This is a genomic window from Phaeobacter sp. CAU 1743 (genome assembly GCF_039839315.1).
In the GTDB taxonomy this organism is placed as follows: domain Bacteria; phylum Pseudomonadota; class Alphaproteobacteria; order Rhodobacterales; family Rhodobacteraceae; genus Phycobacter; species Phycobacter gallaeciensis_A.
In genome coordinates, this window is record NZ_JBDOQR010000019.1 from 48,718 (window position 1) to 71,679 (window position 22,962).

The 22,962-nt window shown below is 63.5% G+C and carries 25 protein-coding genes and 1 pseudogene; 11 read left to right on the forward strand and 15 right to left on the reverse strand.

Features of this window, described 5'->3' with window-relative positions; translation table 11 throughout:
• Complete coding sequence (locus AAFO90_RS09660; RefSeq protein ID WP_027264381.1) at window positions 1-876, reverse strand: GntR family transcriptional regulator; 876 nt, start codon at window positions 874-876, stop codon at window positions 1-3.
• Window positions 873-2,132, reverse strand: coding sequence for a CoA transferase (locus AAFO90_RS09665; protein ID WP_071974357.1), 1,260 nt, complete (start codon window positions 2,130-2,132; stop codon window positions 873-875). Before AAFO90_RS09665 ends, AAFO90_RS09660 begins: the two co-directional genes overlap by 4 nt.
• A 218-nt stretch (window positions 2,133-2,350) precedes the next feature.
• Here AAFO90_RS09665 and AAFO90_RS09670 point away from each other — a divergent pair, with 218 nt between their 5' ends.
• The 4 genes from AAFO90_RS09670 (at window position 2,351) to AAFO90_RS09685 (ending at window position 5,911) form a co-directional block, all read left to right on the forward strand.
• Window positions 2,351-2,944, forward strand: a complete 594-nt coding sequence (locus AAFO90_RS09670) for a TRAP transporter small permease (protein WP_083545805.1) — start codon at window positions 2,351-2,353, stop codon at window positions 2,942-2,944.
• Between the two features lie 2 nt (window positions 2,945-2,946).
• A complete protein-coding gene (locus AAFO90_RS09675) occupies window positions 2,947-4,227 on the forward strand; it encodes a TRAP transporter large permease subunit (protein ID WP_223228101.1) in 1,281 nt (426 codons plus the stop codon).
• A gap of 125 nt (window positions 4,228-4,352) precedes the next feature.
• Complete coding sequence (gene dctP / locus AAFO90_RS09680; protein ID WP_347509271.1) at window positions 4,353-5,336, forward strand: TRAP transporter substrate-binding protein DctP; 984 nt, start codon at window positions 4,353-4,355, stop codon at window positions 5,334-5,336.
• 395 nt (window positions 5,337-5,731) lie between these two features.
• Complete coding sequence (locus AAFO90_RS09685) at window positions 5,732-5,911, forward strand: SDR family oxidoreductase (RefSeq protein WP_027264377.1); 180 nt, start codon at window positions 5,732-5,734, stop codon at window positions 5,909-5,911.
• A 96-nt stretch (window positions 5,912-6,007) separates the two neighbouring features.
• Here the strand turns inward: AAFO90_RS09685 and AAFO90_RS09690 are convergent.
• Together AAFO90_RS09690 and AAFO90_RS09695 are read right to left on the reverse strand one after the other, a co-directional pair.
• Window positions 6,008-6,694, reverse strand: a pseudogene (locus AAFO90_RS09690) (CoA transferase).
• Complete coding sequence (locus tag AAFO90_RS09695; protein ID WP_250637868.1) at window positions 6,669-7,193, reverse strand: CoA transferase; 525 nt, start codon at window positions 7,191-7,193, stop codon at window positions 6,669-6,671. Before AAFO90_RS09695 ends, AAFO90_RS09690 begins: the two are co-directional and overlap by 26 nt.
• 249 nt (window positions 7,194-7,442) lie before the next feature.
• Between AAFO90_RS09695 and AAFO90_RS09700 the strand changes: the two genes are divergently transcribed.
• The 4 genes from AAFO90_RS09700 (at window position 7,443) to AAFO90_RS09715 (ending at window position 9,271) form a co-directional block, all read left to right on the forward strand.
• Window positions 7,443-8,249 (forward strand): ABC transporter substrate-binding protein, encoded by an 807-nt coding sequence (locus AAFO90_RS09700; RefSeq protein ID WP_071974356.1) that lies wholly within the window; start codon window positions 7,443-7,445, stop codon window positions 8,247-8,249.
• A gap of 12 nt (window positions 8,250-8,261) precedes the next feature.
• Window positions 8,262-8,558 carry a hypothetical protein gene (locus AAFO90_RS09705; protein ID WP_133119767.1) on the forward strand — a complete coding sequence of 99 codons (297 nt, stop codon included), beginning with the start codon at window positions 8,262-8,264 and terminating at the stop codon, window positions 8,556-8,558.
• Window positions 8,559-8,675: 117 nt separating this feature from the next.
• A complete protein-coding gene (locus AAFO90_RS09710) occupies window positions 8,676-9,032 on the forward strand; it encodes an ATP-binding cassette domain-containing protein (RefSeq protein WP_198952313.1) in 357 nt (118 codons plus the stop codon).
• Window positions 9,029-9,271 carry a hypothetical protein gene (locus tag AAFO90_RS09715; protein WP_205964847.1) on the forward strand — a complete coding sequence of 81 codons (243 nt, stop codon included), beginning with the start codon at window positions 9,029-9,031 and terminating at the stop codon, window positions 9,269-9,271. Before AAFO90_RS09710 ends, AAFO90_RS09715 begins: the two co-directional genes overlap by 4 nt.
• A gap of 74 nt (window positions 9,272-9,345) precedes the next feature.
• Here the strand turns inward: AAFO90_RS09715 and AAFO90_RS09720 are convergent, their stop codons facing one another.
• Genes AAFO90_RS09720 through dctP (AAFO90_RS09770) form a run of 11 tightly spaced genes read right to left on the reverse strand, consistent with a single transcriptional unit; the run spans window position 9,346 to window position 21,407 of the window.
• Window positions 9,346-10,500: an acyl-CoA dehydrogenase family protein gene (locus AAFO90_RS09720; RefSeq protein WP_027264374.1), complete on the reverse strand. Its 1,155-nt coding sequence runs from the start codon at window positions 10,498-10,500 to the stop codon at window positions 9,346-9,348.
• Window positions 10,501-10,506: 6 nt separating this feature from the next.
• The gene (locus AAFO90_RS09725; RefSeq protein WP_027264373.1) at window positions 10,507-11,628 is read right to left on the reverse strand and encodes a CoA transferase; all 1,122 of its coding nucleotides are present in this window, start codon (window positions 11,626-11,628) and stop codon (window positions 10,507-10,509) included.
• Window positions 11,625-12,443: a citryl-CoA lyase gene (locus AAFO90_RS09730; RefSeq protein WP_036051583.1), complete on the reverse strand. Its 819-nt coding sequence runs from the start codon at window positions 12,441-12,443 to the stop codon at window positions 11,625-11,627. The genes AAFO90_RS09725 and AAFO90_RS09730 overlap by 4 nt, the downstream gene beginning before the upstream one ends.
• Window positions 12,440-14,551: an acetate--CoA ligase family protein gene (locus AAFO90_RS09735; protein ID WP_198952314.1), complete on the reverse strand. Its 2,112-nt coding sequence runs from the start codon at window positions 14,549-14,551 to the stop codon at window positions 12,440-12,442. Before AAFO90_RS09735 ends, AAFO90_RS09730 begins: the two co-directional genes overlap by 4 nt.
• Entirely contained in the window at window positions 14,544-15,035 is a 492-nt protein-coding gene (locus AAFO90_RS09740; protein WP_027264371.1) for a MaoC/PaaZ C-terminal domain-containing protein, read from the reverse strand. Before AAFO90_RS09740 ends, AAFO90_RS09735 begins: the two co-directional genes overlap by 8 nt.
• Complete coding sequence (locus AAFO90_RS09745) at window positions 15,032-16,546, reverse strand: AMP-binding protein (protein WP_027264370.1); 1,515 nt, start codon at window positions 16,544-16,546, stop codon at window positions 15,032-15,034. The genes AAFO90_RS09740 and AAFO90_RS09745 overlap by 4 nt, the downstream gene beginning before the upstream one ends.
• A 10-nt stretch (window positions 16,547-16,556) precedes the next feature.
• The gene (locus tag AAFO90_RS09750; protein ID WP_048534161.1) at window positions 16,557-17,729 is read right to left on the reverse strand and encodes an acyl-CoA dehydrogenase family protein; all 1,173 of its coding nucleotides are present in this window, start codon (window positions 17,727-17,729) and stop codon (window positions 16,557-16,559) included.
• Window positions 17,722-18,471: a 3-oxoacyl-ACP reductase FabG gene (fabG, locus tag AAFO90_RS09755; protein WP_027264368.1), complete on the reverse strand. Its 750-nt coding sequence runs from the start codon at window positions 18,469-18,471 to the stop codon at window positions 17,722-17,724. The genes AAFO90_RS09750 and fabG overlap by 8 nt, the downstream gene beginning before the upstream one ends.
• A 19-nt stretch (window positions 18,472-18,490) precedes the next feature.
• Window positions 18,491-19,780 (reverse strand): TRAP transporter large permease, encoded by a 1,290-nt coding sequence (locus AAFO90_RS09760; protein ID WP_027264367.1) that lies wholly within the window; start codon window positions 19,778-19,780, stop codon window positions 18,491-18,493.
• 2 nt (window positions 19,781-19,782) lie between these two features.
• Complete coding sequence (locus AAFO90_RS09765; protein WP_139236335.1) at window positions 19,783-20,352, reverse strand: TRAP transporter small permease subunit; 570 nt, start codon at window positions 20,350-20,352, stop codon at window positions 19,783-19,785.
• Window positions 20,353-20,363: 11 nt separating this feature from the next.
• The gene (dctP, locus tag AAFO90_RS09770) at window positions 20,364-21,407 is read right to left on the reverse strand and encodes a TRAP transporter substrate-binding protein DctP (RefSeq protein WP_027264365.1); all 1,044 of its coding nucleotides are present in this window, start codon (window positions 21,405-21,407) and stop codon (window positions 20,364-20,366) included.
• Window positions 21,408-21,719: 312 nt separating this feature from the next.
• Between dctP (AAFO90_RS09770) and AAFO90_RS09775 the strand changes: the two genes are divergently transcribed.
• From AAFO90_RS09775 to AAFO90_RS09785, 3 genes are read left to right on the forward strand one after another with little or no spacing between them, the layout of a single operon-like run.
• Window positions 21,720-22,127: a transposase gene (locus tag AAFO90_RS09775; protein ID WP_027264364.1), complete on the forward strand. Its 408-nt coding sequence runs from the start codon at window positions 21,720-21,722 to the stop codon at window positions 22,125-22,127.
• A complete protein-coding gene (gene tnpB / locus AAFO90_RS09780; protein ID WP_027264363.1) occupies window positions 22,121-22,474 on the forward strand; it encodes an IS66 family insertion sequence element accessory protein TnpB in 354 nt (117 codons plus the stop codon). Before AAFO90_RS09775 ends, tnpB begins: the two co-directional genes overlap by 7 nt.
• A 54-nt stretch (window positions 22,475-22,528) precedes the next feature.
• On the forward strand, window positions 22,529-22,852 hold the full coding sequence (locus tag AAFO90_RS09785) for a transposase (RefSeq protein ID WP_347509273.1): 324 nt from the start codon (window positions 22,529-22,531) through the stop codon (window positions 22,850-22,852).
• Window positions 22,853-22,962 lie beyond the last annotated feature (110 nt).

The following is a 22,962-nucleotide window of genomic DNA, read 5'->3' on the forward strand; positions in this document are numbered from 1 at the left end:
TCACTCCTTCTTCTGACGTGGGTGTGGTTCGCCCGAATGCTCGGGCGGGGCGGGTTCCGCCATATGCGGGCGCCAGGAGCCGGGATCTCCTGTGGCGAGATTGCCGAACTGGCGCTCGGCGGAAAAGACGTCGCTGCGGATCTGCACGAGGTGAGCCATGACCGGGCGGCCTTCGGGATCGAACAAGCGCGAGACCACATGGGCCACCGGCTCGCTGAGGGTGATGCCCAACAGGTGCGCGGTGGCGATGTCGGCCCGAACGATGGTGATGATCTGGTCGCCCGACAGATCCGTCATGCCGGTGTGGTCGCGCAGCAGTTGCGAATATAGCTGCGTTTCGTCAGCGCCCTCGGGCAGCATCTCGAAATAGCGTTGCGGCAGCCACAGATCGACCAGCGAATACGGCTGCTGCCCGGCGTGATGGCGCTTGCGCACATGAACCAGCGGCGTTTCCATCCCCGTCAGGTCGCGGCCAAGATCGGGAAGCTCCTTACAGGGCGCACGCGACAATATATCTATACGCACCTGTGCCCCGAGCGTCAGCGGATCGTAGGCGGGCGCACGTGGCTCGCTCTCCTCGGCCGCCGCAGTCACGAAGGTGCCCAGTCCGCGCGTGCTGTCGATCATGCCCTCATTGCGCAGAACCCCAAGAGCCTGGCGGACGGTTTCGCGCGCCAGGCCGTATTCGTCGCGCAGGGCCGGAAGGGTTGGCAACTGGCTGTGTATGGGCCAATCGCCGCAGCGAATCTTTTCGCGAAATAGGCTTGCGAGCTTGAGATACAAGGGGATGCCGTCACGCTGCCGAAGCAGTTCCCTGGCCGAGCCTTCCTCCGGGCGGGGACAGTGGCCGACGCCGGTGGTCCGGGTGCCGCTCAAGGCTGGTCGCCGGACCGAGGCACCGCTCCTGTCAGACCGTCGTTTACCGACGAGTCCTGCTCGGGTTGCACAACGACACCGGCCTTTATCAGTTGAGCAACCCTTTCCGGTGAGAAGCCGAACTCTTCCAGGATCGCCGTGCCCTGTGCGCCAAGGGCAGGTGCCGGAAGATCGGGGCCCATCTCGACGCCGCGCATCGTATAAGGGCTTCGGACCCGGCGCATCGGCCCCTGCTGGGGATGGTCATAATCTTCTATCAGGCCAACGGCGCGGACATGCGGATCGTCGGGCAGGTCCTCCATCGCCATCACTGGGGCATTGGGAATATCGAGGGCATCGAACAGCGCCTGCCACTCTGCGGTGGTCCGCTGCGGCAGGATATGCGTTACAACAAGTTCATAGAGTTCGGGAAAATGCCGCTGTGCGGTCGCCGCGTCGGTCATCATGGGGCCGTCGGCCACGTCGTCGCGACCCACAGCACGCAGAAACCGCTGCCATTGATCGAATTTGTAGATCCCGTGCGCGATGAAACCGTCGCTGGTTTGCGCTGGTTTGCGGAATGGACTCATGACCCGCGCATAGCCGAACCCGCCTTCCGGAGGCCGGAAGGCCGCCCCGTTGAAATGCTGGCTCAACATCACCGATATCATCGTTTCGAACATCGGCGTTTCGATGTAGCACCCTTCGCCGGTGGTGCGCTGCCGGAACAGGCCGGCCAGCATCGCCTGACCCAGCGCCAGCCCGGTGATCTTGTCGGCGGCCACCATCGGCACAAAGGCGGGGGCACCTGCGTTGCGCCCGTTGGCCTCGGCCAGACCCGACCGGGCCTGAATCAGGTCATCGAAGGCGGGCAAGTCGGCATAGGGCCCGTCCTGCCCGAACCCGATCGCGGCGCAGTAGACGATGCGCGGATTGACCTCCCGCACGGCGTCATATCCAAGACCCAGCCGCTCGATCGCAGGCACTCGCATATTGTGAACCACGATGTCCGCCTGACTCAGCATCTCCAGCAGCGCCGCACGCCCTTCGGGGGATTTGAGATCAAGCGCAATGCTGCGTTTGTTCCGGTTCACCGCCATCCACTGAGCGGTCATACCCGGCACGCGCGAGGCGCCGAGGCGCCGATAATAGTCGCCTTCCGGCGCTTCGACCTTGATCACATCAGCGCCGAAATCGCCCAGGAACTGGGTGGCGTAGGGGGCCAGGAGAATATGGCCCAGCTCTACCACGCGCACCCCGTCGAGCATTTGAAACATGATTCCCCCCCCCGGCACCGGATCGGCTGCACCGACCGCACGCTACAAAAGACTAAAAGACTGTATTGCTAGTTTTTTTGCACGGGGAGCGTTGACATGCAAGGGGGCCTTGCTAAGTTTGGCGCCACAATGAGGCTAAGGCGGCTCGTTTCCGGCGTGGAAATCGCCGATGGAAATGGCCCGAAATAGCGCCAAAAAAAAGGGGGGGGGTGGCCGCAATGGAACCGCCGAAGAAAAGGGGGGGCGCGCGCGGCCTGTTGGCCGTTTCGCGGGGGCTGGCCGTGCTAGAGACCGGGTTTGCGGCGCTGGCCTGTGTCGCACTGGCGGTGATCATGCTGATCGTGGTCGTGGATGTTGCGATGCGCTACGCGCTTTCGATGCCACTGGGCTGGTCCTACGACCTGATCGGTCTCTACCTTGTGGTCACGGTATTCTTCCTGATGCTGCCCGACACACTCCATCATCACGGGCACGTGGCAATCGATCTGTTCCAAAACATACTTCCGCGACGGGTTCGCCATCTGGGGCAGGCGGTGGGCTATGCTGCAGGGGCAGTTGTCATGGCGCTGATCGCGTTCGAGGCCTGGGGCCGCTTCCAGAGCGCCTATGCCGGGCAGGACCGGATCGCCGCGCTGGTCCCATGGCTGACCTGGCCGGCCTATCTGGTCGTCCTGATTGGCACCGCGCTGCTGACGCTGCGCCTGATCTACCGGGTGGTCGGGCACGCGTTTTCCATCTTCTCGCGCCACGATCTGGTTGAAATGCCGCCCCCGCCCGAGACCACCGCGCTCCAAGGGGAGGACGTCCTGTGACGGTGGCTCTGGTAATTGCGCTTCTGGCCGGGCTGCTTGTGATCGGGCTGCCGGTGGCCTTGGCAATGGCGATTTCGGGGTCTGTAGGGCTCTATCTGTTCGGCGGCATGGCGGTACTGGGCGGCATCCTGAAGACTGCACCCCTAAGTACCGCGAATTCCTACGAAATCATCACCATCCCGATGTTCATCCTGATGGCCGAATTCGTGATCATCTCGGGCGTGGCGCAAGATCTCTTTCGCGCTGCAACCATTTGGGTCGGCCGTCTCCGCGGCGGCCTGGCCATGGCTACCGCGGTAGCCGGGGCGGGCTTTGGCGCGATCTCGGGGTCGAGCACGGCAGCGGCGGCAACGCTGGCATCCACTTCGATCCCGGCGATGATCGACGAAGGCTACGACCCCAAGCTGGCCAGCGGCGTCGTGGCGATTTCGGGCACACTGGCGATGTTGATTCCGCCATCTGTGGCGCTGATTCTCTATGGGATCATTGCCGATGTCTCGGTCGGACAGCTGCTGGTGGCGGGGGTGATACCGGGGATTCTGGTCGCTCTGACCATCATGGCCACGGTCGCGGTTCTGGTGCGGATTGATCCCTCGGTCGCGCCTGCCGGCCAGCCTTACAGCTTTCGCGATAAATTTGCGTCGCTGTCGCGTGTCGGGCCAATGCTGCTGCTGTTCCTGGCCGTCACCGGCACGATCTACTCGGGCATTGCCACGCCGACCGAGGCATCGGGGATCGGCGCCTTCGGCGCGATGCTGCTGGCGCTGCACGAGCGCAAACTGGGATTCAGCCAAGCCTGGGGTTGCCTGAGACGGGCGGCGCAGACCACCTGCATGATCCTTTTCGTGATCCTCGGCGCGCATATCTTTGGCTATTTCTTCACCCTCACGCGGGTGACCAACGATTTGACCCAATGGATCGGCGGCCTTGGTATTTCGCCGATGGGGGTGATGGTGGTGATCCTGATCATCTACGTCTTTCTGGGTGCCTTCATGGACCAGATCGCCATCCTCATCCTGACGGTGCCGGTGCTTTTGCCGCTGGTCCTGTCGCTGGGCTTCGACCCGATCTGGTTCGGGGTGATCGTCGTGGTGACGGCCGAGGTCGGCATGGTCACTCCGCCGCTGGGCATGAATGTCTTTGTGGTGGCCCGATATACCCGGCGACCCTTGGGCGAAATCTTTCGCGGGACGTTTCCGCATGTTCTGGCGCATTTGCTGGTGATCGCGTTGCTCACTGCATTTCCCGTGCTGGTGCTGTGGCTGCCCTCGACAATGAACTGACGACGTCGGCCTGCGCAATAGCGCCAGTCCATAACCCTAAAAGACAGGAGGAGAATGAAATCATGACCAGAATATCCAAATTCCCATCGCCCTTACGGACAGCGGGCTGGGCCCTGAGCGTTGCCTTGCTACCGCTCGCCGTGCAGCCGGTTGCAGCGCAGGAGATCGAACTGCGCGCGGCCGACAGCCTGCCCACCGGCCATTACATTGCCCAGAGCCTGATCGAACCTTTCATGGAACGGGTGAGCGAGCGGACCGGGAAAACCGAGTTCGCGTACTTCCCGGCTCAGCAACTCGGCAAGGCCAAGGACCTGCTCTCGCTGACCCAGACCGGCGTGACCGATATCGGCTATGTCGGCCCCTCCTATGTCAGCGACAAGATGCCCCTTTCGGCGGTCGGGCAGTTGCCCGAGGCGTTTTCGACGTCGTGTGAGGGCACGATGGCCTATTGGGAGATCGCCAAGCCCGGCGGCGCGCTAGACCAGGCCGAATTCGCGCCGAACGGCGTGCGCCTGCTGATGGCGATGGTGCTGCCGCCCTACAACCTGCTGACGTCGAGCCGTGAGATCACCGGTTTGGACAGCATGGACGGCCTGAAGATCCGCAGCACTGGCGGCGCGCTTGACCTGACCGTCCAGAAAATCGGCGGCGTGCCGGTGCAGATGCCGGCGCCCGAAGTGCGCGAGGCGCTGTCGCGCGGGACGATCGACGCCGGGCTCTTCCCCTATCCCAGTGTCACCCCTTACGGAATGGAAACATTCCTTGACTGGGGTACGCAGGGGATGAACTTTGGTTCCTTTGTCGCGACCTACGTGATCAGGCAGGAAAAGTGGGACAGTCTGCCCGAAGACGTCCAGCAGGCGATCACCGAGATCGGCGAAGATTTGACTAGGGAAGGATGCGAAACTGCCGACCGCCAGAACCTTGAAGTCAAGCAGCAGATCGCCGAGGCGGGCGTGACCTTCGTTGACCTGCCCGCCGGAGATGTCGAAAAGCTGAACCAGATCCTGTCGACGGTTGGGTCCGAATGGGCCGAGCAACTCGATGCCCAAGGCAAGCCCGGAACCGAGATCCTGGAAGCCTTCCGGTCCGCGCTGAAAAGGAACTGATACCAGATCGTGGTCGGCCCGGCTCCTGTGTCGGGCCAGGCCACCAAAAACGCGCAGAAGTCAGCCGGTGGGTGCATCTGAATCCTGCCCTTCGACACTCAGCCTGGTCGTCCGTTATGCAGCTGAAGTCCGGGCGAGCCGTGCATACGTTCGGCCACATTGATCTGGCGTAGATGCGCCTCGCCGGTCCCGATCTCGGCGACGAGTTGATGCGCGAACGGCGCGGGCGAATTGGGTTTCGGCGATATGGCGCAGATGGGCGGCAGCGAGAGTGTCCGACCTTTTGTGTATGACTGATCCGGTCCATGCTTCATCGAAAGGACGCATGAATGACCATCTCGAAAGAAATCCTGGATGGATAACGTACAGGATCTTCCGCACATTTGATTCCGGCGATGGTTCCTTTCAGACTGGCTGACCCGGACGGTCAGAAGGATATACTTGGGACAACGATCATGCAGCGCCCGGCCCAACCGGAAGAAGTAGCCGGGGCGGTGCCGTTTCTGGCGTCCGACGAGGCATCCTATATGACCGGATCCGAAATGGTGGTCGATGGCGGCTATACCGCGCAGTAAAATGGGCGGAGCCGGAAGCTTGGGACAGGCGGGTCCGGTTGGCCGCGAACCGATCCTGGCCAGCCGGGCACCGGCTGCCCGCCTGGCCTGGTTCCGTCAGGCGTCGGCGCGCGGAAGGCGGATTTCGGACAGAACCTCCTCCGTGTGCTCGCCCAGCCGCGGTGGCAGCCGGCGCACCCGGCCGGGGCTGTCCGAGAACTGGACCGGTATCCGGAGCGTCACGACGGCGCCCTCTGTCGGGTGCTCGTGGCGCTCGAAATACCCGGTTTGAACCAGATAGGGATCAACCAGCAGATCCTCCAGGCTGTTGGCCGGTCCATTCGGCACGTCGGCCGCGTCGAACCGGCGGCGCCACTCGGCGGTTGTATTCCCCGCGATTGCCTCGGCGAGGAACCAATATAACTAGTCAATGTGATCGGTGCGCAACTCTGCTGTGGCAAATCGTGGATCGTCGCGCAGCTCGGGCCGGCCTATGGCGTCGAAGAGACGCAGCCACTGGTTGTCCATCGCCGCCATCACACAGATGTGCCCGTCCTGCGTTGGATAAGGTCGATGATGGGGCGAGAATACCCGGCTGTAACCCATGCCCAGATCGGGCCGGTCGAGCGTTGCGCCCCAGAGATGCTCGATCAGATTGAAGTTGACCATCGCATCCATCATCGGCACGTTTACCTGCTGCCCGTGGCCGGTGCGCTCGCGCCAGACGAAGGCCATCGCGATGGACGATGCCTGGATGTAACCGCATAGTTGTCGGCGATTACCGTGGGTAATAGCGCGGCTCATCGGTGGCCCGGGCCATCATCCCGGCTACGCCGCTGGCGCCCTGGATCACATCGTCGAAAGCAAGCCAGTCGCGGCGCTCACCATCCAGCCGGAAGCCAGAAGACGAGGCATGAATGATGCGGGAATTGACCGCGCGGATCGCCTCGTAGTCGACGCCCAGCCGTTCGGCGGCGCCGGGGCGTATCGAATGCACCAGCACGTCCGCGGAACGCACCAGATCAAGGAGCGCGGCCCGCGCGTCGGGTTTCTTCAGGTCGAGCACGACCGAGCGTTTGTTGCGGTTTGTATTGAGGAACAGTGCCCCCATCTTCGGGTTGCGCGACGGTCCCACCTGGCGTGTGTAGTTGCCGTCGGGTGACTCGATCTTGATGACGTCGGCCCCCATGTCGCCGAGGATCTGGATCGCCACCGGTCCAAGCACGTTGACCGAAAGATCAAGCACCCTGTAACCCGCAAGCGGTCCGTCCCCCTCGGCTGGCTGCTGCGGCTGACTGTCCATTTTCTTTTCCCTTTGCGGTATCGCACCCTTCGAGTCAGCAATGCGCGCCGTAGTCTGGCGGTCAGTCGACCCGCGACCCAAGGGCGCAGCGCCGCGAGCGAAGCTTGCGATCGCTGTATTGCTGTTCTGACGGCGTGCGTGGTCGTGGCGCTTCCGTGACGAACTTGTCCCATAGGGCCTCCTTCCATTCCTGCGAAAGGATCACACCATTAAACCGTGGGATCAAACACCTAAGCCGAAGAAATCGTGATGCCGGCGATCGTCGCCATGTCGGGAGCGATCGCCGTGACCGGACAGGATGCGCAAAAGGGGATCGCAGTTGCCCTTGAGCACATCAACGCCGATGGCGGCGTCGCCGGTCGGCCGCTGAAGATCCAACTTTACGACACACAGGGCAATCCCGGGGTGGTGCGCCAGGTGATGGAGCGGTTGACCCGCCTCGAGCGGGCTCCGGTCATCCTTGGCTGCGAGATCAGCGCAGGCACATCGGCTGCGGCGCAGTTCGCCGAGCAGGCGCGGGTTCCTCACCTGAACTCGCCGGCGGTGTCGGCCGAGCTCCTCGAGCGCGGTTACAAATGGTATTTCTCCGATCAGATCACAGCCGATACCGAGGCGGCCACGGTCGTGGAATTCTTCGAACACCTGATGACGCAAGGCGACGTCGTCCCGGCGTTGCTTTATGAAGACAGCCCGCGCGGCGCCGGAACCATCGAGCGGATCGAAGTTCTGCTGGAGGAGCGGGGCATCGAGATCGCCGCCAGCGCGCCGTATTCGCGCAGCGATCGCAACCTTCTGCCGCCGGTCAAGCGGGTGCAGACATCGAGTGCCAACATGGTGATCTGGGCCGGCTACACCGAAGATGTGGTGACCAAGCTCCAGGCAATGCAGCAGCATGACTTCAAGCCCTACATTGTCGGAATCAGTGGCGGTCCGGTTGATGTGCGCACCCCGCAACTGGTGGACAGGGGCTTCGTCGAGGACGTCAATCTCAGCACGGTGGACTACTTAAATCCCGACATGGACCGCGCCCAGCGTTTTGTGAAGGCTTACGAGTAACGGCACGGCATCGTGCCGTCAAGCTATGCGTCGATGTGCAACCGCGGTGTCTACACGCTGAAGGCCGTGCTGGAGAAGACGCTTGAGTCCGGCCAGAAACTGACGACCGAGAACCTTCGCGCCGCCATCCTTAAGATCGACATCCCCGGCGATCAGCTGATCTCGCCGTTCTCGCGGATCAAATTCGACGAACACGGCAGGAACGTCGGATCGCAGAACCTGATCGCGCAATGGAAGAACGGCGGCACGAAAAAGGTCACGATCTGGCCGCCAGAGGTGGCTGTGGAAGAGCCCAATCCTCTGAACTGATGCGAAAACTATAACCGGGGCCCAAGATGAAGCTGTCGATCGAGTCTCTCGTCTCCGGTTACGGTCTGCTCGACGCGCTCCACGGCGTCAGCATCGAGATCGGCCGAGGGCGAGGTCGTGGCTGTGATCGGACCGAACGGCGCGGGCAAATCCACCCTTCTGCGCACGATTTCGGGCCTTGTGGCCGCCCGTTCCAGAGCGATCCGCCACGATGGCAAGGAAATCGGCGGTTTTGCCGCCAGCGAGATTCCGCGCCTCGGCCTCGTCCATGTTCCTGAGGCGCGGCACGTCTTCGGGTCACTCACGGTCGAGCAAAATCTGATCGTGGGTGCGAGCGCCGCACTCGACGCGAAAGACCGAAAGGACGCCCTTTCCGATGCTGAGCCAGAAGGCCCGCGAACTTGCCGGAGGGCTCTCAGGCGGTCAGCAGCAGATGCTGGCGATCGGGCGCGCTTATGGCCCGGCCCAGCATGATCATGCTCGACGAGCCGTCGCTCGGCCCCGCGCCTCTGATGGTCGAGCAGATGTACGAGGCCCTCGACGGTCGGCGCCGCACCGGCCTGAGCATTCTTCTGGTGGAACAGGATGTCTACATGGCGCTGGATTTCGCCAGCCGCGCCTATGTTCTGGAAAACGGGACAATCGCCCTCGCCGCAGCCTCTGACGTCTTGCGCCACGACGATCACGTGCGCCGTTCGTATTTGGGAATCTGACCCGCCCTGTGCCCGCATTCCGCCTGCCATTCAGACCGGCAGCGGCGACAGACCGTGCGCAAACTGCGGACCGATCAGCCCCGTAGCGCCGAGATGCCCAGGGCCCCCTGTGCCAGAAGCAGCGCCTGAAGCTGGTTGGTGCCTTCAGCGATCGTGAGATGTCGCACATCGCGATAATAGCGCTCGACGGGGAAATCACGGGTGTATCCGGCCCCGCCGTGCACTTGCAGGGCAGTCTCGCAAACCCGCAGAGCCGTATCGGAGTTGTGACGCTTGGCCATGGAACAGGCCCGGCCGCGATCCGGTGCCCCGCGATCCAGCGCGTCAGCGGCCCGGCACGCCAGCAACCGCGAGGTTTCCACGCCAGTCAACATATCTGCGATCATCTGCTGGACCAGTTGAAACCCGCCGATCTTGCGTCCGAACTGTTCTCGCGCGCCCGCATATCGCAGCGCCGCCTCATAGGCGGCAATTGACAGGCCCAGGCAGGTGAAAGAAACGAAACAGCGCCCCACGTTCAGATAATGCTTGGCGATGGCGAACGCCTCGCCCTCGGCGCCGATCAGGTGGTCTGCGGGCAGCAATACGTCCTCAAACAGCAGCTCGCCTAGCGGGCATGAATTCATGCCCATGCTGCGGACCTCTCGGGTTGAAAACCCTGCTGTTCCCGCCTCGACCACGAAGGCCGATACCTCCGCGCGTTCGCCGTCGCCCGACCGCGCGAAAACCACCCCGAGATCGGCCCCGGTCCCGTTGGAGATATACAGTTTGCGTCCGTTCAGCCGCCAGCCATCACCGTCGCGCCGGGCCCGTGTTTCCACGTTGCTGGCGTCCGAGCCGACGTTCGGCTCGGTCAGCGCAAAAAAGGCTGTCTTGCGACCCGAAACCAGATCGCCCAGCCACCTTGCCTGTTGCTCCGGCGTTCCATGCTGCGCGACGATCATCAGGACAAGGTTCGACGTGCTGACGATGCTGCGCAGCGACGGCCATACCTGAGACAGCTCGCACAGCAGCGCGCAATATGTCAGATAATCAAGCCCGGCACCGCCTTGCGCCTCTGGCAAAAGACCGCCCAGCAGGCCGAACTCGCCCATCTTCTGCAACACTTCGGGCGGCGGCGGACGGTGGGCATCCTCGTGCGCCTCGACCAGGGGCGCCACCTCGGCGTCAAGGTATTTGCGGAAGCTGCGCCGCGCCGTTTCCTGCCAGTCGTCCAGCTCAAACTGCATCGGTCCTCACTCCAGCTTTTCGGCTTGGTCCAGAATTTCGGCCTGATGCTCGCCCACTGCCGGGACGTGGCCCGCCGGATCACTCATCCCAGCCATCGGCACCGGGAAGGCCATCACCTGGGCCGCGCCGGCTGAGCGCACCATCCCGCGCGCCTTGAGCTGCGGGTCCCGGGCCAGATCCTCCAGCCCGTTGACCGGGGCGAAGGGAACATCCTCGGCCTCGAAGATCTCCGCCCAATGCGCATAGGGACGCGCGGCGATCAGCGGGGTCAGGGCGGCGCGGATATCATCCGTGCGGTCGGTGCGTGCGGCGAAGTCGTCAAGCGCAGGATCGTCGAAGCCCGTCATCCCGGTGGCACGGATCAGGCGGCGGAAGAAATGCGTCTCGATCGCGCCGATGGTGATGTATTTACCGTCGGCGGTCGCGAAGATACCATAGGCGGCGCGGCGCAGGATATCGGCCTTTGTGATCTCGCGCCCGGCCTGGCGTCCGGCGTCCCACACACCGTAGCGCGGGGCGACCCAGCTGGCCAGCGCGTCGGTGATCGCCACGTCCAGATACTGGCCCCGCCCCGTGGCGTCGCGTCCGTGCAACGCAGCAAGAATGGTGATGATGGCATACATGGCTGCCGAGAGATCCCCGATCGGCACGCCCGTCGTGTATTCAGGCGGTCCGTCGGGCGCGCCCGAGATCGCCACCGCGCCCGCCATCGCCGCGTAGTTGAGATCATGCCCCGGCCAGTCGCGCGCCGGCCCGGTCTGACCATAGCCGCTGACCGAACAGTAGACGAGGCCGGGATTGAGCGCCGAAAGCGTCTCATAGTCGATGCCCAGCCGCGCGGTCACGCCCGGGCGATAACCCTCGATCACGACGTCCGCCCGTTTGGCCAGCCGCAGGAAAGCCGCGCGGTCTGTGTCATCCTTTAGGTTCAGGGCGATGCTTTTCTTGCCGCGGTTCACGGCGGCAAAGAGGCCGGGGAACATGGCGCGCGCGGCGTCGCCCGCAGGACGTTCGACCTTGATGACCTCGGCCCCCATCTCGGCCAGTTGCTGCGTTGCATAGGGCCCAGGCAGAAGCTCGGTCAGATCGAGAACGCGAAGCCCCGAAAGCGGTGCAGTGCCGGTCATTTTTGCTCTCCTGTGCTGTCTGCGCGGTCCGGGTCGGCAATCCCGGCGCATTCCGCCGAGTCGTCCTGTTCCAGGATCATGTCCCAGATCTTCTGACCCTGCGGATTTTCGAGCTCTTCCATCAGATGCGCCAGAAGCCCGGCGGATCGGCCAATCAGGGCGAAGGCCCGCGCCCAGATCGGGGCAAGCCCCATGTCCGAAACGGTGGCCCCGACCGCGCCGGCGGCGTTGATGGGCAGCAGACGTCCATATTCCTCGCGGGCGGCGGCCTCGACGGCCGCCATGAAGCGCCAGTGCCGCCCGTCGAACCCATTCTCGCCGGCGATCCGGCGCAGGACCGGCGTGCGGGGGTCGCCGTCGACATGGATCGGATGACCGAGGCCTGGCACGATCCGGCGCGCCGCGCGAAAGGCGCGCACGGCCTCTTGCGCGCGGGCGGCATAGGCTGCGTCGTCGTCGCTGTCGGACAGCTCGCCGATCTCGTCGCGGGTAAAGGCCGCGGCGTTCTGCATGGTGCCGAGAAAATGGTTCCCCGCGCCCAGCAAGCCCGCGGCCACCGCACCCTGAAGCGATTCCGGCGCGCCGAGAATGGTCATCCGCGCGGCGATGGCGCTGGGGGTAAGGCCGTGATCGGTGGCGGTGACGATGATCGCGTTGGTCATCGCGCGGGTGCGGGCATCCGGCTCTTTCCCCGTGGCGGTGAAATAGATCATGTCGACGAAATCCATCTTGCCCAGGATCTCATCGGCCAGATCGCGCCCGCGCACATAGATGCGGTCGCGGGTGGTGAAACCGATGTCCGTCTTTACCGTCATTGCCTTGCCTTTCCTTCTATCTCGGTCGGAGCGCGCAGGATCACCGCGTCAAGCACCGTCGCACCCGCCGGACCGGCGCGCACCGGATTGAGATCCATCTCCGCGATGTCGCCGCGCGCACCCAGGGCGGCCAGGATCACGAGAAGATCGGCCAGCGCGCCCAGATCGGCGCCGGGGCGGCCGCGCAGCGGACCCAGCAGTGCGCGTCCGCGGATCTCGTCGATCATCGCCAGCGCCTCGTCCCGCCCAAAGGGCGCGGCGCGGTGCGTGACGTCAGAAAGCGCCTCGACCATCACGCCGCCGAGGCCGAAGCTCACCACCGGGCCGAACACCGGATCGCGGTGCAGTCCCGCCATCACCTCGACGCCCGGCCCCTGTTCCATGCGCTCAACCAGAGCGCGCTCCAGCCTGTGCCCCTGTGCTGAAAGCGATGTCATCATCGCGCCCCAGGCCGCCGCCAGCGCCTGCTCATCCATCAGCCCGACGGCCACGGCCCCGGCTTCGGTCTTGTGCAGAAGACCGGGCACCAGCGCCTTGAGCACCACCGGAAAGCCGATCCCGCGCGCCGCCTCGCCTGCCTGTCTGGCACTGGTCACGACCCGTCCTTCGGGCACGGTCAGACCCAGGTCGGCCAGCACCGCCTTGGCGGCAGCCTCGTCAAGCTCGCCGGGCGGAAATGCGGGTAGAGCAAGCGTGGAGGTCCCCGAGGGGCTCCAGTCGCCGCGCCAGATCAGCCGCTTCAACGCCGTCACTGCCTTGCCGAGGCTGCGAAAAGGCGCCAGCCCTGCCGCGTTCAGCGTGGCATAGCCAGCGGCGCGATGCCCGCTCATCCAGACCGGCAGGAGCAGAGCCGGGCTGTCCGGCGCCAGCGCGACCATGTCGTCGGCGGACCGGTCGGTGATCGGGCCGTAGTCGGCGGGAATCGGCAGAAGCACAACATCGGTGGCCGGGTCCCGCGCCACCAGCGACAGGCAATCGCGGTTGAGCTTGTCTTGGGTGAAGACCTGGGTGGTCAGGTCCACCGGGTTATCGACCGCCGCATAAGACGGGGCCAGCGCACGCAACCCCGCGCGGGTGCCGGGGGCCAGTTCGGACAGGATCAGCCCGGCGCTGCCCACCATATCGGCGGCCAGCGCCGCTGTGCCACCCGAGAAGGAATAGACGCAGATCCCCCGCCGCGGGGCGATGCCGACGCGCTCGAACAGCGCCACCGTATCGATCAATTCGTCCAGATCCTCCACCTCGACGATGCCATGCTGGCGAAACAGTGCCGAGGTGACCGCCGCCGATCCGGCAAGCGCGGCGGTGTGCGAACGGGTGGCAGCAACGCCATAGTCCGACTTGCCCACCTTCATCGCCACCACCGGCTTGCCGGCGCGAGCAGCGGCGCGGGCAGCTGCCAGAAAGCGCGGCCCGTCGCGGAAGCCTTCGGCGAGAAGGGCGATTACCTTTATGTCGGGATCGCCCACCATGTGGTACACGACATCGGCCATGGTCAGGTCGGCTTCGTTGCCGGTAGAGCACCACAGGCCAACGCCGATACCCCGTTCGCTTGCCTGGATGAAGGCGCGGCCAAGTCCGCCGCCCTGGGTGACAAGCCCAATGCCGCCGCCCAGCGTGTCGTTCTTGAATACCGGTGAAAAGGTCAGCCCAAGGCGGCGGTTGATGTTGCTCAGCCCTGGCGAGTTCGGCCCGTAGATGCGCATCCCGCTTTGCCGGGCGATTTCAGCCATCTCGGCTTCGACGGCACGGCCCTCATCCCCGGTTTCGCCAAAGCCAGAGGTGAAGACCACCGCAAACCCCGTTCCTGCTGCCGCGCAATCGCGCAAGGCGCCCACCACCGCATCGGCTGGAAGGCACACCACCGCCACATCGACGGGGCCAGGCAAGGCCGACATTGCAGAATAGGCGCGCAAACCATGCACCCTTTCACGCCCGGGGTTGACCGGAAAGATCTGCCCATCGAAGTCGGAATGCTCGGCAAGGTTCAGCAAGGTGTCGCTGCCCACGCTACGGGGCCTTTCACTGGCGCCCAGGATCGCCACGCTGCGTGGCGACAAGAGCCGCGAAAGATCGGGAAAGTCGCGGGCGACCACCGGCTCAGCCACCTTGCGGCGCCCGCCGGACGAGCAGTTTCCAGACCCCTTCCACCACGGTTTCGCCACGCTGGTTGATGACCTCGCGCCGGAACGACAGGATGCCGCGTTCGGGTTTCGAAGTCTCGCGCTTCTCGGCTACGGTAACGCGCACGCCAATCGTGTCGCCGATGAAGGTGGGGTTGGGAAAGCTGCACTGCATGTCGAGCAACCCCAGAAGCGAGGGTTCCAGGAACGTGTTCATCAGCATCCGCGTGGTCAGCCCGGACATCACCGACACCACCAGAAGCCCGTGCGCGATACGCTGGCCAAAGGCCGAATCGGCGGCATATTCGGCATCGACGTGCAGCCGGTTGAAGTCGCCTGACAGGCAGGCGAAATTAGCCACGTCGGCCTCGGTGATGGTACGGGTGGGGCTATCGAACTGGTCGCCTTCGTTCAGGTCCTCCCAGTAGAGTTGCTGGCCCTTGAGGGCCGAAAGATCGGGCCGTGTCATTGGGTTTCCTCCTCTGGCAGCGCTAGCACTGCCTCTTTCAGTTCAGCCTTGAGAACGCGGCCGGTCAGGTTGCGCGGCACCGCCGTCATAAAGACCACGCGCCGCGGGCGCTTGTATCGGTCAAGCCGGGTTTCGGCATGGGCGATCACATCGGCCGCTGTCAGCTGCGCGCCCGGCGCGGGCACGATCACTGCGCAGATCGCCTCGGTCCAGTGCGGATCGGGCAGGCCGATGCAATGCGCCTCGGCAATCGCCGGGTGGCCGGCCAGCGCCTCCTCGATCTCGGGGGCGTAGACATTGATGCCGCCGCTCTTGATGATGTCGCGCTTGCGACCCGTGAACCAGAGCAGCCCTTCGTCGTCGATCCGGCCCAGATCGCCCACGGTCAGATAGTCGCCGCGCCGGGTTTCAGCGGTCAGCGCCTCATCCTTGTAATACCCGTCGTAGCGGCTTTCGCTGCGGGTGCAGATCTCGCCGACCTCGCCCTGCGGCACCTCGTTTCCATCGTCGTCCAGCAGTTTGAGTTCCACCCCGAAGAAGGGGCGGCCGACGCAGTTGCCCGCAAGGTTGCGGCGCAGATCCCGAGCGGTCAGGTTGGCATAGGGTCCTGCTTCGCTGGAGGCGGCATAGATCATCAGCGCATCGCCGAACTTGTCGAGCGCGGCACGCTTGAGGTCGAGATACATCTCGCCGCCGCCAGATTGCAAAGTCCCCAGCGACGACAGATCGGCGCTCGCGAACCCCTCGGCCTCGACCATCCGCTGGAGCATGGCGGGCAGCAGCATGGTGGCGGTCAGCCGCTCGTCTTCGATCAGCCGTAGCGCGGCGGCCCCGTCGAAGCGGCGCATCAGATAGACGCTGGCACCCAGATAAAGCGGCAGCAGCGTATAGGTGCAGCCGGCCGACAGGCAGATCGGCAGCGCCGACAGCGCCCGGTCGTCGGGGCGGAAACGCTGCTCGATGGCGCGTTCCTCCATGCCGAAGAGACTGCGCAGCGCGCCCTTGGGCTTGCCGGTGGTCCCCGACGTGTGCAGCATGATCGTGGTGCCGTCCTGCCCTTGCGGCGGATCGGGCGGTGTGTCTGCCAGAAGGTCCGACAGGCGCGGCAGTCCTTGCGGGGCCCCGTCGCCGATGGTGACGATGTCGTCCACCACGGTCCGGAACAGATCGGCATGATCCAGCGCCGCATCGCCCAGCAGCAGGGTTTTGCTGTCCGAGCGGGCAACCACATCGGCCATGACTTCGGGCGCGATGCGATAGTTGATCGGTGCGGGAATTGCGCCTAGCCCCGTCACCGCCACATAGGCGGCAAGGAAATCGGGATGATTTTCCGAGATCACCGCCACCTTGTCGCCCGGTCCGATGCCGCGCCGCGCCAGCACCGTCATCATCCGTTCCACCCGGTCAAGGAAATCCGTATAGGTCTGGCTCCTCCCCTCGAACACCACCGAGGGTTTCGTGGGGAACCGCCGCGCGTTCAACCTCAGGGCCTGGAGAAAGGTCATCGGCATGGCCGCCTCCTCAGGTGAAGGCCGAGATCCCGAGAACCTCGCGCCCTATGATCAATGTCTGGATTTCCGATGTGCCTTCGGGGATCAGCCCGCCGCGCGTGTCGCGGAACAACCGTTCGACGGGGTAGTCGGTCGAATAGCCCAGCCCGCCGTGCGCCTGCAGCGCCATCGAGGCCACCTCATGCGCCGCCTCGCTGGCATAGAGCTTGGCAATCGAGCATTCCTTGCGCCCAGGCAGACCCGCGTCCAGCGCTTGGGCGGCACGGTCAGTCAACGCGCGCGCCGCTTCGGTGCGGATGGTCATGTCGACGATCAGCTTCTGCACCAGCTGATAGCTTCCGATCACGTTGCCGAACTGCTTGCGCGTCTTGACGTAATCGGTGGACAGGTCCAACGACCGCTGCGCCGCGCCCACCGCGCCCGCCGCCACGTTGAGCCGGCCATAATTCAACCCCGTAAGGATCGCCTTGAGGCCCTTTCCCGCAGGACCCAACAGGTTTTCCTTTGGCACCTTTGCGTCTTGAAAGGCCAGCTGCGATGTCGCGGTGGCCTTGATGAACATCGTGCCCACCCGCGAAGCTTCGAAATCGGTCTCCTCGAGGTCCACGATGAACAGACTCAGATCGCCATCACAGCCTTCCGTGAATGTCCGTGCCACCAGGATTCCGACCCGGCCGTTGACGCCGTTCGTCGTCCACAGCTTGCCGCCATTGATCAGCCAGTGGTCGCCCTTGTCCTCGGCGCGGGTCTGCACCGAGGCAACATCAGAGCCGTGGTCGGGTTCGGTGATCCCCACCCAGACCGGCATCTGGCCAGCCATGACGGGTTTCAGCCACTTTTCCTTCTGGCGCGCATCGCCCAGGTGGTGGAACAGTGCGATCACGATGTTCACGGTGTTGAGCAGAACCCGGAGTGAAAGCCAGCGGTATCCTGCTTCCTCCATCATCATCGCCCAGGTGCGATAGCTGAGGCCGTAGCCACCGGCCTCTTCCGAGAGAAGCCCGCCAAGATAGCCGAACTGGCGTAGCTCGCCCATTATCGCCCAGGGCAGATCGCCCGTCGCCTCGCATTGCGAGATGCGCTCTTCGGTCAGCTCGCGCGCCATGAAGCCCCGGATGCTGTCTCGCAGCATCCGCGTCTCTTGATCCTCGACACAGGCGGAGGCCGGGACATGTTTAGCCATATCGCCCCCCGGTGATGTGAAGCGTCTCGCCCGAGATGTATTCCGCCGCATCCGAGGCGAGGAACACCACGCCGTTGGCGATGTCGCGTTCGTTGCCAAGGCGCTGCACGGTATTCATTGCCAGAGCGCGCGACTTTATCCGGTCGTAGTTTGGAAGCGCCTCGATCATCTCGGTGGCGATGAACCCCGGCGCGATGGCATTTACGGTGACATTGAAGCGCCCCTGTTCCATCCCCAGCGCCCGGGTGAAGCCGATGATGCCGGCCTTGGCGGCGGCATAGTTGGTCTGTCCCGGATTGCCGAGATAGGCGCGAGAGGAGATGTTGATCACCCGGCCCCACTTCTGTTCCATGAAGTACGGCACCACGGCGCGCGAGCAGGTATAGGCACCCTTCAGGATCACGCCCACAACAGCGTCCCAGTCCTGTTCGGGCATCTTGGTGATGTAGTTGTCGCGCGGAAATCCGGCATTGTTGACCAGGATGTGGACGGCGCCAAATGCTTCGATCGTGCGCGAGACGAGGGCTTCGACCTGTGCCTCGTTCGTGACATCGCAGACCACGCCGATCGCGTCGTATCCGTCGGCCTCAAGAGCGGCGCGGGTGGCTTCTGTGGTTTCGGGGTCGATATCGGTGATCACCACCTTCGCCCCCTCTTCGGCCAGCGCGCGGGCGGTCACTGCGCCGATCCCGCGACCCGATCCGGTGACGATAGCCACCTTGTCCTTTAGTCCCAGTTCCAAGTTACGCTCCTTCAGGTTGTCAGTATTCGCCCGAGAACACGGTTACGATCTCGGGAAAGAATGCGATCAGGGCCAAGACCGCGAACTCGGCCAGCACGAAAGGCAGCACCCCGACAAAGACCCGTTTAAGAGGTACGCCGGTGATCGAGCTGGCGACGAAAACGTTCATTCCGATTGGGGGGGTAATCAGCCCGATTTCGACCGTTTTGGTCACCAGGATGCCGAACCAGATCGGCGAATAGCCAAGCTCCATGACCATTGGAAAGACGATCGGCATGGTCAGGATCAGGATCGCCAGCTGATCCATCACGCAGCCCAGCAGGATGTAGATCAGGATCAGGATTAAAATCACCACGCCCGGCCCGATCTCAAGCCCTTGCACGTACGAAACCAGCGCCTGCGGTGCCATGGTCAGGGTGACAAAATAGCCGAAAATGTGCGCCCCGATAATAATGGTGAAGATCATTGCAGTCGGGCGCGTTGTACGTTCGAGCGCCCCCATGAATTCGCGCCAGCCCATACGTCTGAGCAACACGGCGGCAATCATGATCGCGCCAAAGCAGCCGACCGCGGCGGCTTCGGTCACGGTGACAGCGCCAGAATAAATCCCGGCCACGACAAAGACGAACAGCAGAACCACCGGCCAGATGTCGCGCAGTGACGCGAAGCGCTCACGCCACCCATGGCTTTGCACTGGTGGCGCCAGATCGCGGTTCAGCGTCGCCCAGACCATCGTGATCCCGGCAAAGCTGAGCGCGGTAATGAGACCCGGCAGAATGCCGGCAATGAACAGCCCGCCGATCGAGGTTTCGGTGATGATACCGTAAACCATCAGCACAACCGAAGGCGGGATCATGATCGACAACGTCCCGGCGGCCGCAACCGTGCCTACGATCATGCCGCGGTCATAGCCATATTTCTCAGCCTCGGGCGCGACGGTGCGCGCCATCGTGGCCGTCGCCGCGGTGGACGAGCCCGAAACCGCCCCGAAGCCTGCGCTGGTAAAGACCGTGGCCACGGCCAGTCCGCCGGGCAAATGGCCCACCCACCTGTTGGCGGCGCGGAACATGTCCGACGAAATCCGACTGGCCGACAGGATCTCGGCCATCAAGATGAACAAGGGAATGGCGGTCAACAGCCAAGAGGCGGTGTTGCGATACGGGGCCACCGACAGGATGCCGAGCGCCAGATTGAGCCCGCCGATCAGATACAGGCCGACGGTGCCGGCGATGCCCATCGCGAAGCCTATCGGCATCCCGACGACGAGAAGCCCCGCCAGCAATAGCGACACAGGTGCAAGAAATTCCATACTCAGCCAATCCGATCCGAAGCGCCGCGAAGGTGCTGAACGTCACCCGCCGCATTTACGAGAAGGCGCAGAACGATCAGCACGCAGCCAATCGGCGCAATCACAAGCGTGGTGACGAGAGGCGCGTCGATGTCGCCGGATGTGCGATATCCGAAGTCCCACGCCTTAAGCGCCTCGCGCGAGGCACCGTAACAGATCAGCGCAAAAAACGCGGCCGCTGCCAATCGCAAGACGACATTGAAACCGGCCCGCAGCCCTTCGGGCAGAGCATCAAACACTATCCCCACTCGCACGTGGCCATCATACATTTCCAGATAGCTCAGGCTTCCGAACACGATGATGGGCATCAGATATAGCTCTGTAGCGCCAATGACCCCTTCGATCGGGTCATTCAGGATATAGCGCGTAAAGACCTGTATGAGGATCAGCACCAGCATGACCATCATCGCAGCGCGCGACAGCCAGTTCATCCCGGTATCCACCCGGTCCATCGCTCGGCCCAGAGGACCGTGCAATCCAACTCTCGGCGACGGCACGGCGTCCTCTCGGGGATCAAGATCGTGACGGGACACGGTTGCGCGCCTTACTGCGTCTGGTGCTTTTCGATGTTCGCACGAAACATCTCCAGCACTTCGCCCGCAGGCAGTCCGCGCTCTTGCAGACCAGAGACCCAGGCATCGAACACCGGCGCTGTGGCCGATTTGACCTTTTCGCGCTGCGCTTCATCCAGAACGATGACCTCGATACCGCTGTCCCGCATCTTGTCCTCAAGCTCGGCGGCCGATCGGTCGGTTTCTTCGGCAACTCGCTGCATCGCCTCCTGCGACGCCTGTTGAATGGCCTGTTGATGCTCTGGCGACAGATCCTGCCAGACCTCCTCGCGGATCGCGTAGGGCGCCCAATACACAAAAACATCCAGACCCAGAACGGCGGTATCGATTACCTCGTCCAGCTTGTAGGAATAGATGCTGGTGGTGGGAAAGATCGTGCCGTCGACGGTGCCGGTGCGGATGGCCTGATAGGTTTCCGGGCTGGGAATATCAACCGGCGCGCCCCCTAGGGCCTTGACCGACTCCGCCATGTTCCCGGCAATGGTTTTCAGTTTCAGCCCTTTGATGTCATCAATGCCGCTAACATCCTGGTCGCGGGTGAACAGGTTGTAGGTCGAGGTCATTACACCCCAGACTGGGCGCATCCCGTTGGCCAGGAAGTCGTTTTGCAGGATCGGATCCGACGTCACCGTTTCAAAAAAAGCGGGCGTCCCGACAACGCTCTGCGAGAAAAGGCCAGGAAGCGTGTGCACGCCCGCCAGCGGCATCGTGCCCCCGTTATAGGCCGGCGGAACATAGCCGATGTCCACCACGCCTGTCTGCACCATCGAGAACATATCGCGCAGCGAACCCAACTGACCGGCACCGAAATACTGAAACTTGACCTCGCCATCGGTCAGCTCGGTTACGCGGTCCATCCAGTAGGTGGTGCCGGTCTCGACGATGTAGTGGCCGGGCGGAAAGGTATCTGCAACCTTGAGTGTCACTTCGGCCGCCGCAATTTGCGGCATCGTTCCGACCGCGATCACCAGCGCCGCCCCTGCGGCAAACCGATCGAGTTTTGTGTTTCTTGTCATGGCAGTCTTCCTCCCTGTGGCGTTGTCGATCAGCGCACCATGGTGCGGTGAACCGGTCAATGTTTATGGGTGGCCGGGAGCGCAACTGTCGCGAGATCACACATATATGCGAATACGCGAACTGAATCCGCGGCGACGCAACAGAGAAGATCGAACGCCAATCGTGGGTGGGAATCTCCAGCGCTTTCACGGCCGAAAGAAAGGATTCCGTGGCCTGCCGATCAACAGTAAGCGGCGGCTGCGCCCCACGTTGTAGATGAGCTCCGGCACTGCGAGGTGATATCCATCTCATGATGGGGAGTGTGTTTCGCAATGTGCGCGACAAATTCGTTTCTCAGATCTCTGGGCGTCGAGATCTACGGGTCAGGTCATCGGCGCTGGCCGGACGACGTGAAGGCTCGCGCTGTGGCAGAGACTTTGGAGCCGGGAGCGACCGTGAATGCGATTGCCGAGCGATATGACATCCGCCCAAACCAGCTCTCGGCTTGGCGGCGTCTGGCAAAGCAGGGCCAGCTGGTTCTTCCTCCGGCGGAACTCGGAGAGCCGGTCTTCGCGCCTCTGGTCATTTGCGATCCGACTGAGACGCCCGAGCTTTCCGACGCGAAGCCCCAGCAGGTGATCCGGATCGTCAAGGGAACAACCCGGATCGAGCTGTCTTCTGACACGTCGGCAGGTCAGATCGCCGCGATCGTGCGCACTCTGGAAGCGCCTGCATGCTGATGCCGTCTCAAGGGGTCCGCATCCTGGTGGCGACGAAGCCGGTAGACTTCCGCAAGGGGCATGATGGACTGGCAGCCTTGGTGCAGTCGACCTTGACCGAAGATCCGTTCACCGGGACGGTCTTTATCTTTCGGGCGAAGCGCGCAGACCGGATGAAGATCCTGTTCTGGGACGGCAGCGGTCTCGTCATGGCCTACAAACGGCTGGAGGAGAGCACCTTCACCTGGCCCGCGATCCGGGATGGTGCGATGACCCTGAATCGCGCCCAGTTCGAGGCGCTGTTCGCCGGGCTGGACTGGCGGCGGGTGCGGTCTCTGGAGACGCGCGCCCCCGCTGTGGCAGAGTGACTCAGGGCGGGGAAAGCCGGCCTGACAAACGCAGGAGCGGGATATGATGCCGCCATGTCCAGCGCCCTATCCCTCGACCTGTCGGCCATTCCGGAAGACCAGCGTGACGCTGTTCTGGCCGTCCTGCGCGAGCGTGATGCACTCAGGGAAGCCAACAAGCGCCTCGAGCACCTCGTCGCCGAACTGAACCAGGTCGTGCATGGCAAAAGGTCCGAGAAACTGAGTGAGGACGAGCGGCAGCTGGCCTTCGAAGATCTGGAAACTGCCGTCGTCGAGGCAGAGGCCCAGCAGGATGAAGACGCCACGGCCTCGTCCGGTCCGCGGCGATCCAAGGTCGCCCGCCGCAATCGGGGCAATCTGCCTGAGAGCCCGATTTGAAACTAATTGAGTGAGTTCAGGAGGTTGTGTTTCTGTTCGGGTACGACACTGAACGGAGACCACGATGGCCTGGACCGAACTCACCCGCAGCCAGCATGCCCGTGAGGGCG

Bases quoted from the DNA above. Each gene is read 5' to 3' on its own strand.
- AAFO90_RS09720 (WP_027264374.1), bottom strand. From the start codon at position 10,500: ATGCAGTTTGAGCTGGACGACTGGCAGGAAACGGCGCGGCGCAGCTTC.
- AAFO90_RS09685 (WP_027264377.1), top strand. From the start codon at position 5,732: ATGGTTCCTTTCAGACTGGCTGACCCGGACGGTCAGAAGGATATACTT.
- tnpB (WP_027264363.1), top strand. From the start codon at position 22,121: ATGCTGATGCCGTCTCAAGGGGTCCGCATCCTGGTGGCGACGAAGCCG.
- AAFO90_RS09665 (WP_071974357.1), bottom strand. From the start codon at position 2,132: ATGTTTCAAATGCTCGACGGGGTGCGCGTGGTAGAGCTGGGCCATATT.
- AAFO90_RS09670 (WP_083545805.1), top strand. From the start codon at position 2,351: ATGGAACCGCCGAAGAAAAGGGGGGGCGCGCGCGGCCTGTTGGCCGTT.
- AAFO90_RS09740 (WP_027264371.1), bottom strand. From the start codon at position 15,035: ATGACACGGCCCGATCTTTCGGCCCTCAAGGGCCAGCAACTCTACTGG.
- AAFO90_RS09785 (WP_347509273.1), top strand. From the start codon at position 22,529: ATGTCCAGCGCCCTATCCCTCGACCTGTCGGCCATTCCGGAAGACCAG.
- AAFO90_RS09730 (WP_036051583.1), bottom strand. From the start codon at position 12,443: ATGACGGTAAAGACGGACATCGGTTTCACCACCCGCGACCGCATCTAT.
- AAFO90_RS09695 (WP_250637868.1), bottom strand. From the start codon at position 7,193: ATGGACAGTCAGCCGCAGCAGCCAGCCGAGGGGGACGGACCGCTTGCG.
- AAFO90_RS09715 (WP_205964847.1), top strand. From the start codon at position 9,029: ATGATCATGCTCGACGAGCCGTCGCTCGGCCCCGCGCCTCTGATGGTC.
- dctP (WP_027264365.1), bottom strand. From the start codon at position 21,407: ATGACAAGAAACACAAAACTCGATCGGTTTGCCGCAGGGGCGGCGCTG.
- AAFO90_RS09700 (WP_071974356.1), top strand. From the start codon at position 7,443: ATGCCGGCGATCGTCGCCATGTCGGGAGCGATCGCCGTGACCGGACAG.
- AAFO90_RS09745 (WP_027264370.1), bottom strand. From the start codon at position 16,546: ATGCCGATGACCTTTCTCCAGGCCCTGAGGTTGAACGCGCGGCGGTTC.
- AAFO90_RS09775 (WP_027264364.1), top strand. From the start codon at position 21,720: ATGTGCGCGACAAATTCGTTTCTCAGATCTCTGGGCGTCGAGATCTAC.
- AAFO90_RS09760 (WP_027264367.1), bottom strand. From the start codon at position 19,780: ATGGAATTTCTTGCACCTGTGTCGCTATTGCTGGCGGGGCTTCTCGTC.
- AAFO90_RS09725 (WP_027264373.1), bottom strand. From the start codon at position 11,628: ATGACCGGCACTGCACCGCTTTCGGGGCTTCGCGTTCTCGATCTGACC.
- AAFO90_RS09750 (WP_048534161.1), bottom strand. From the start codon at position 17,729: ATGGCTAAACATGTCCCGGCCTCCGCCTGTGTCGAGGATCAAGAGACG.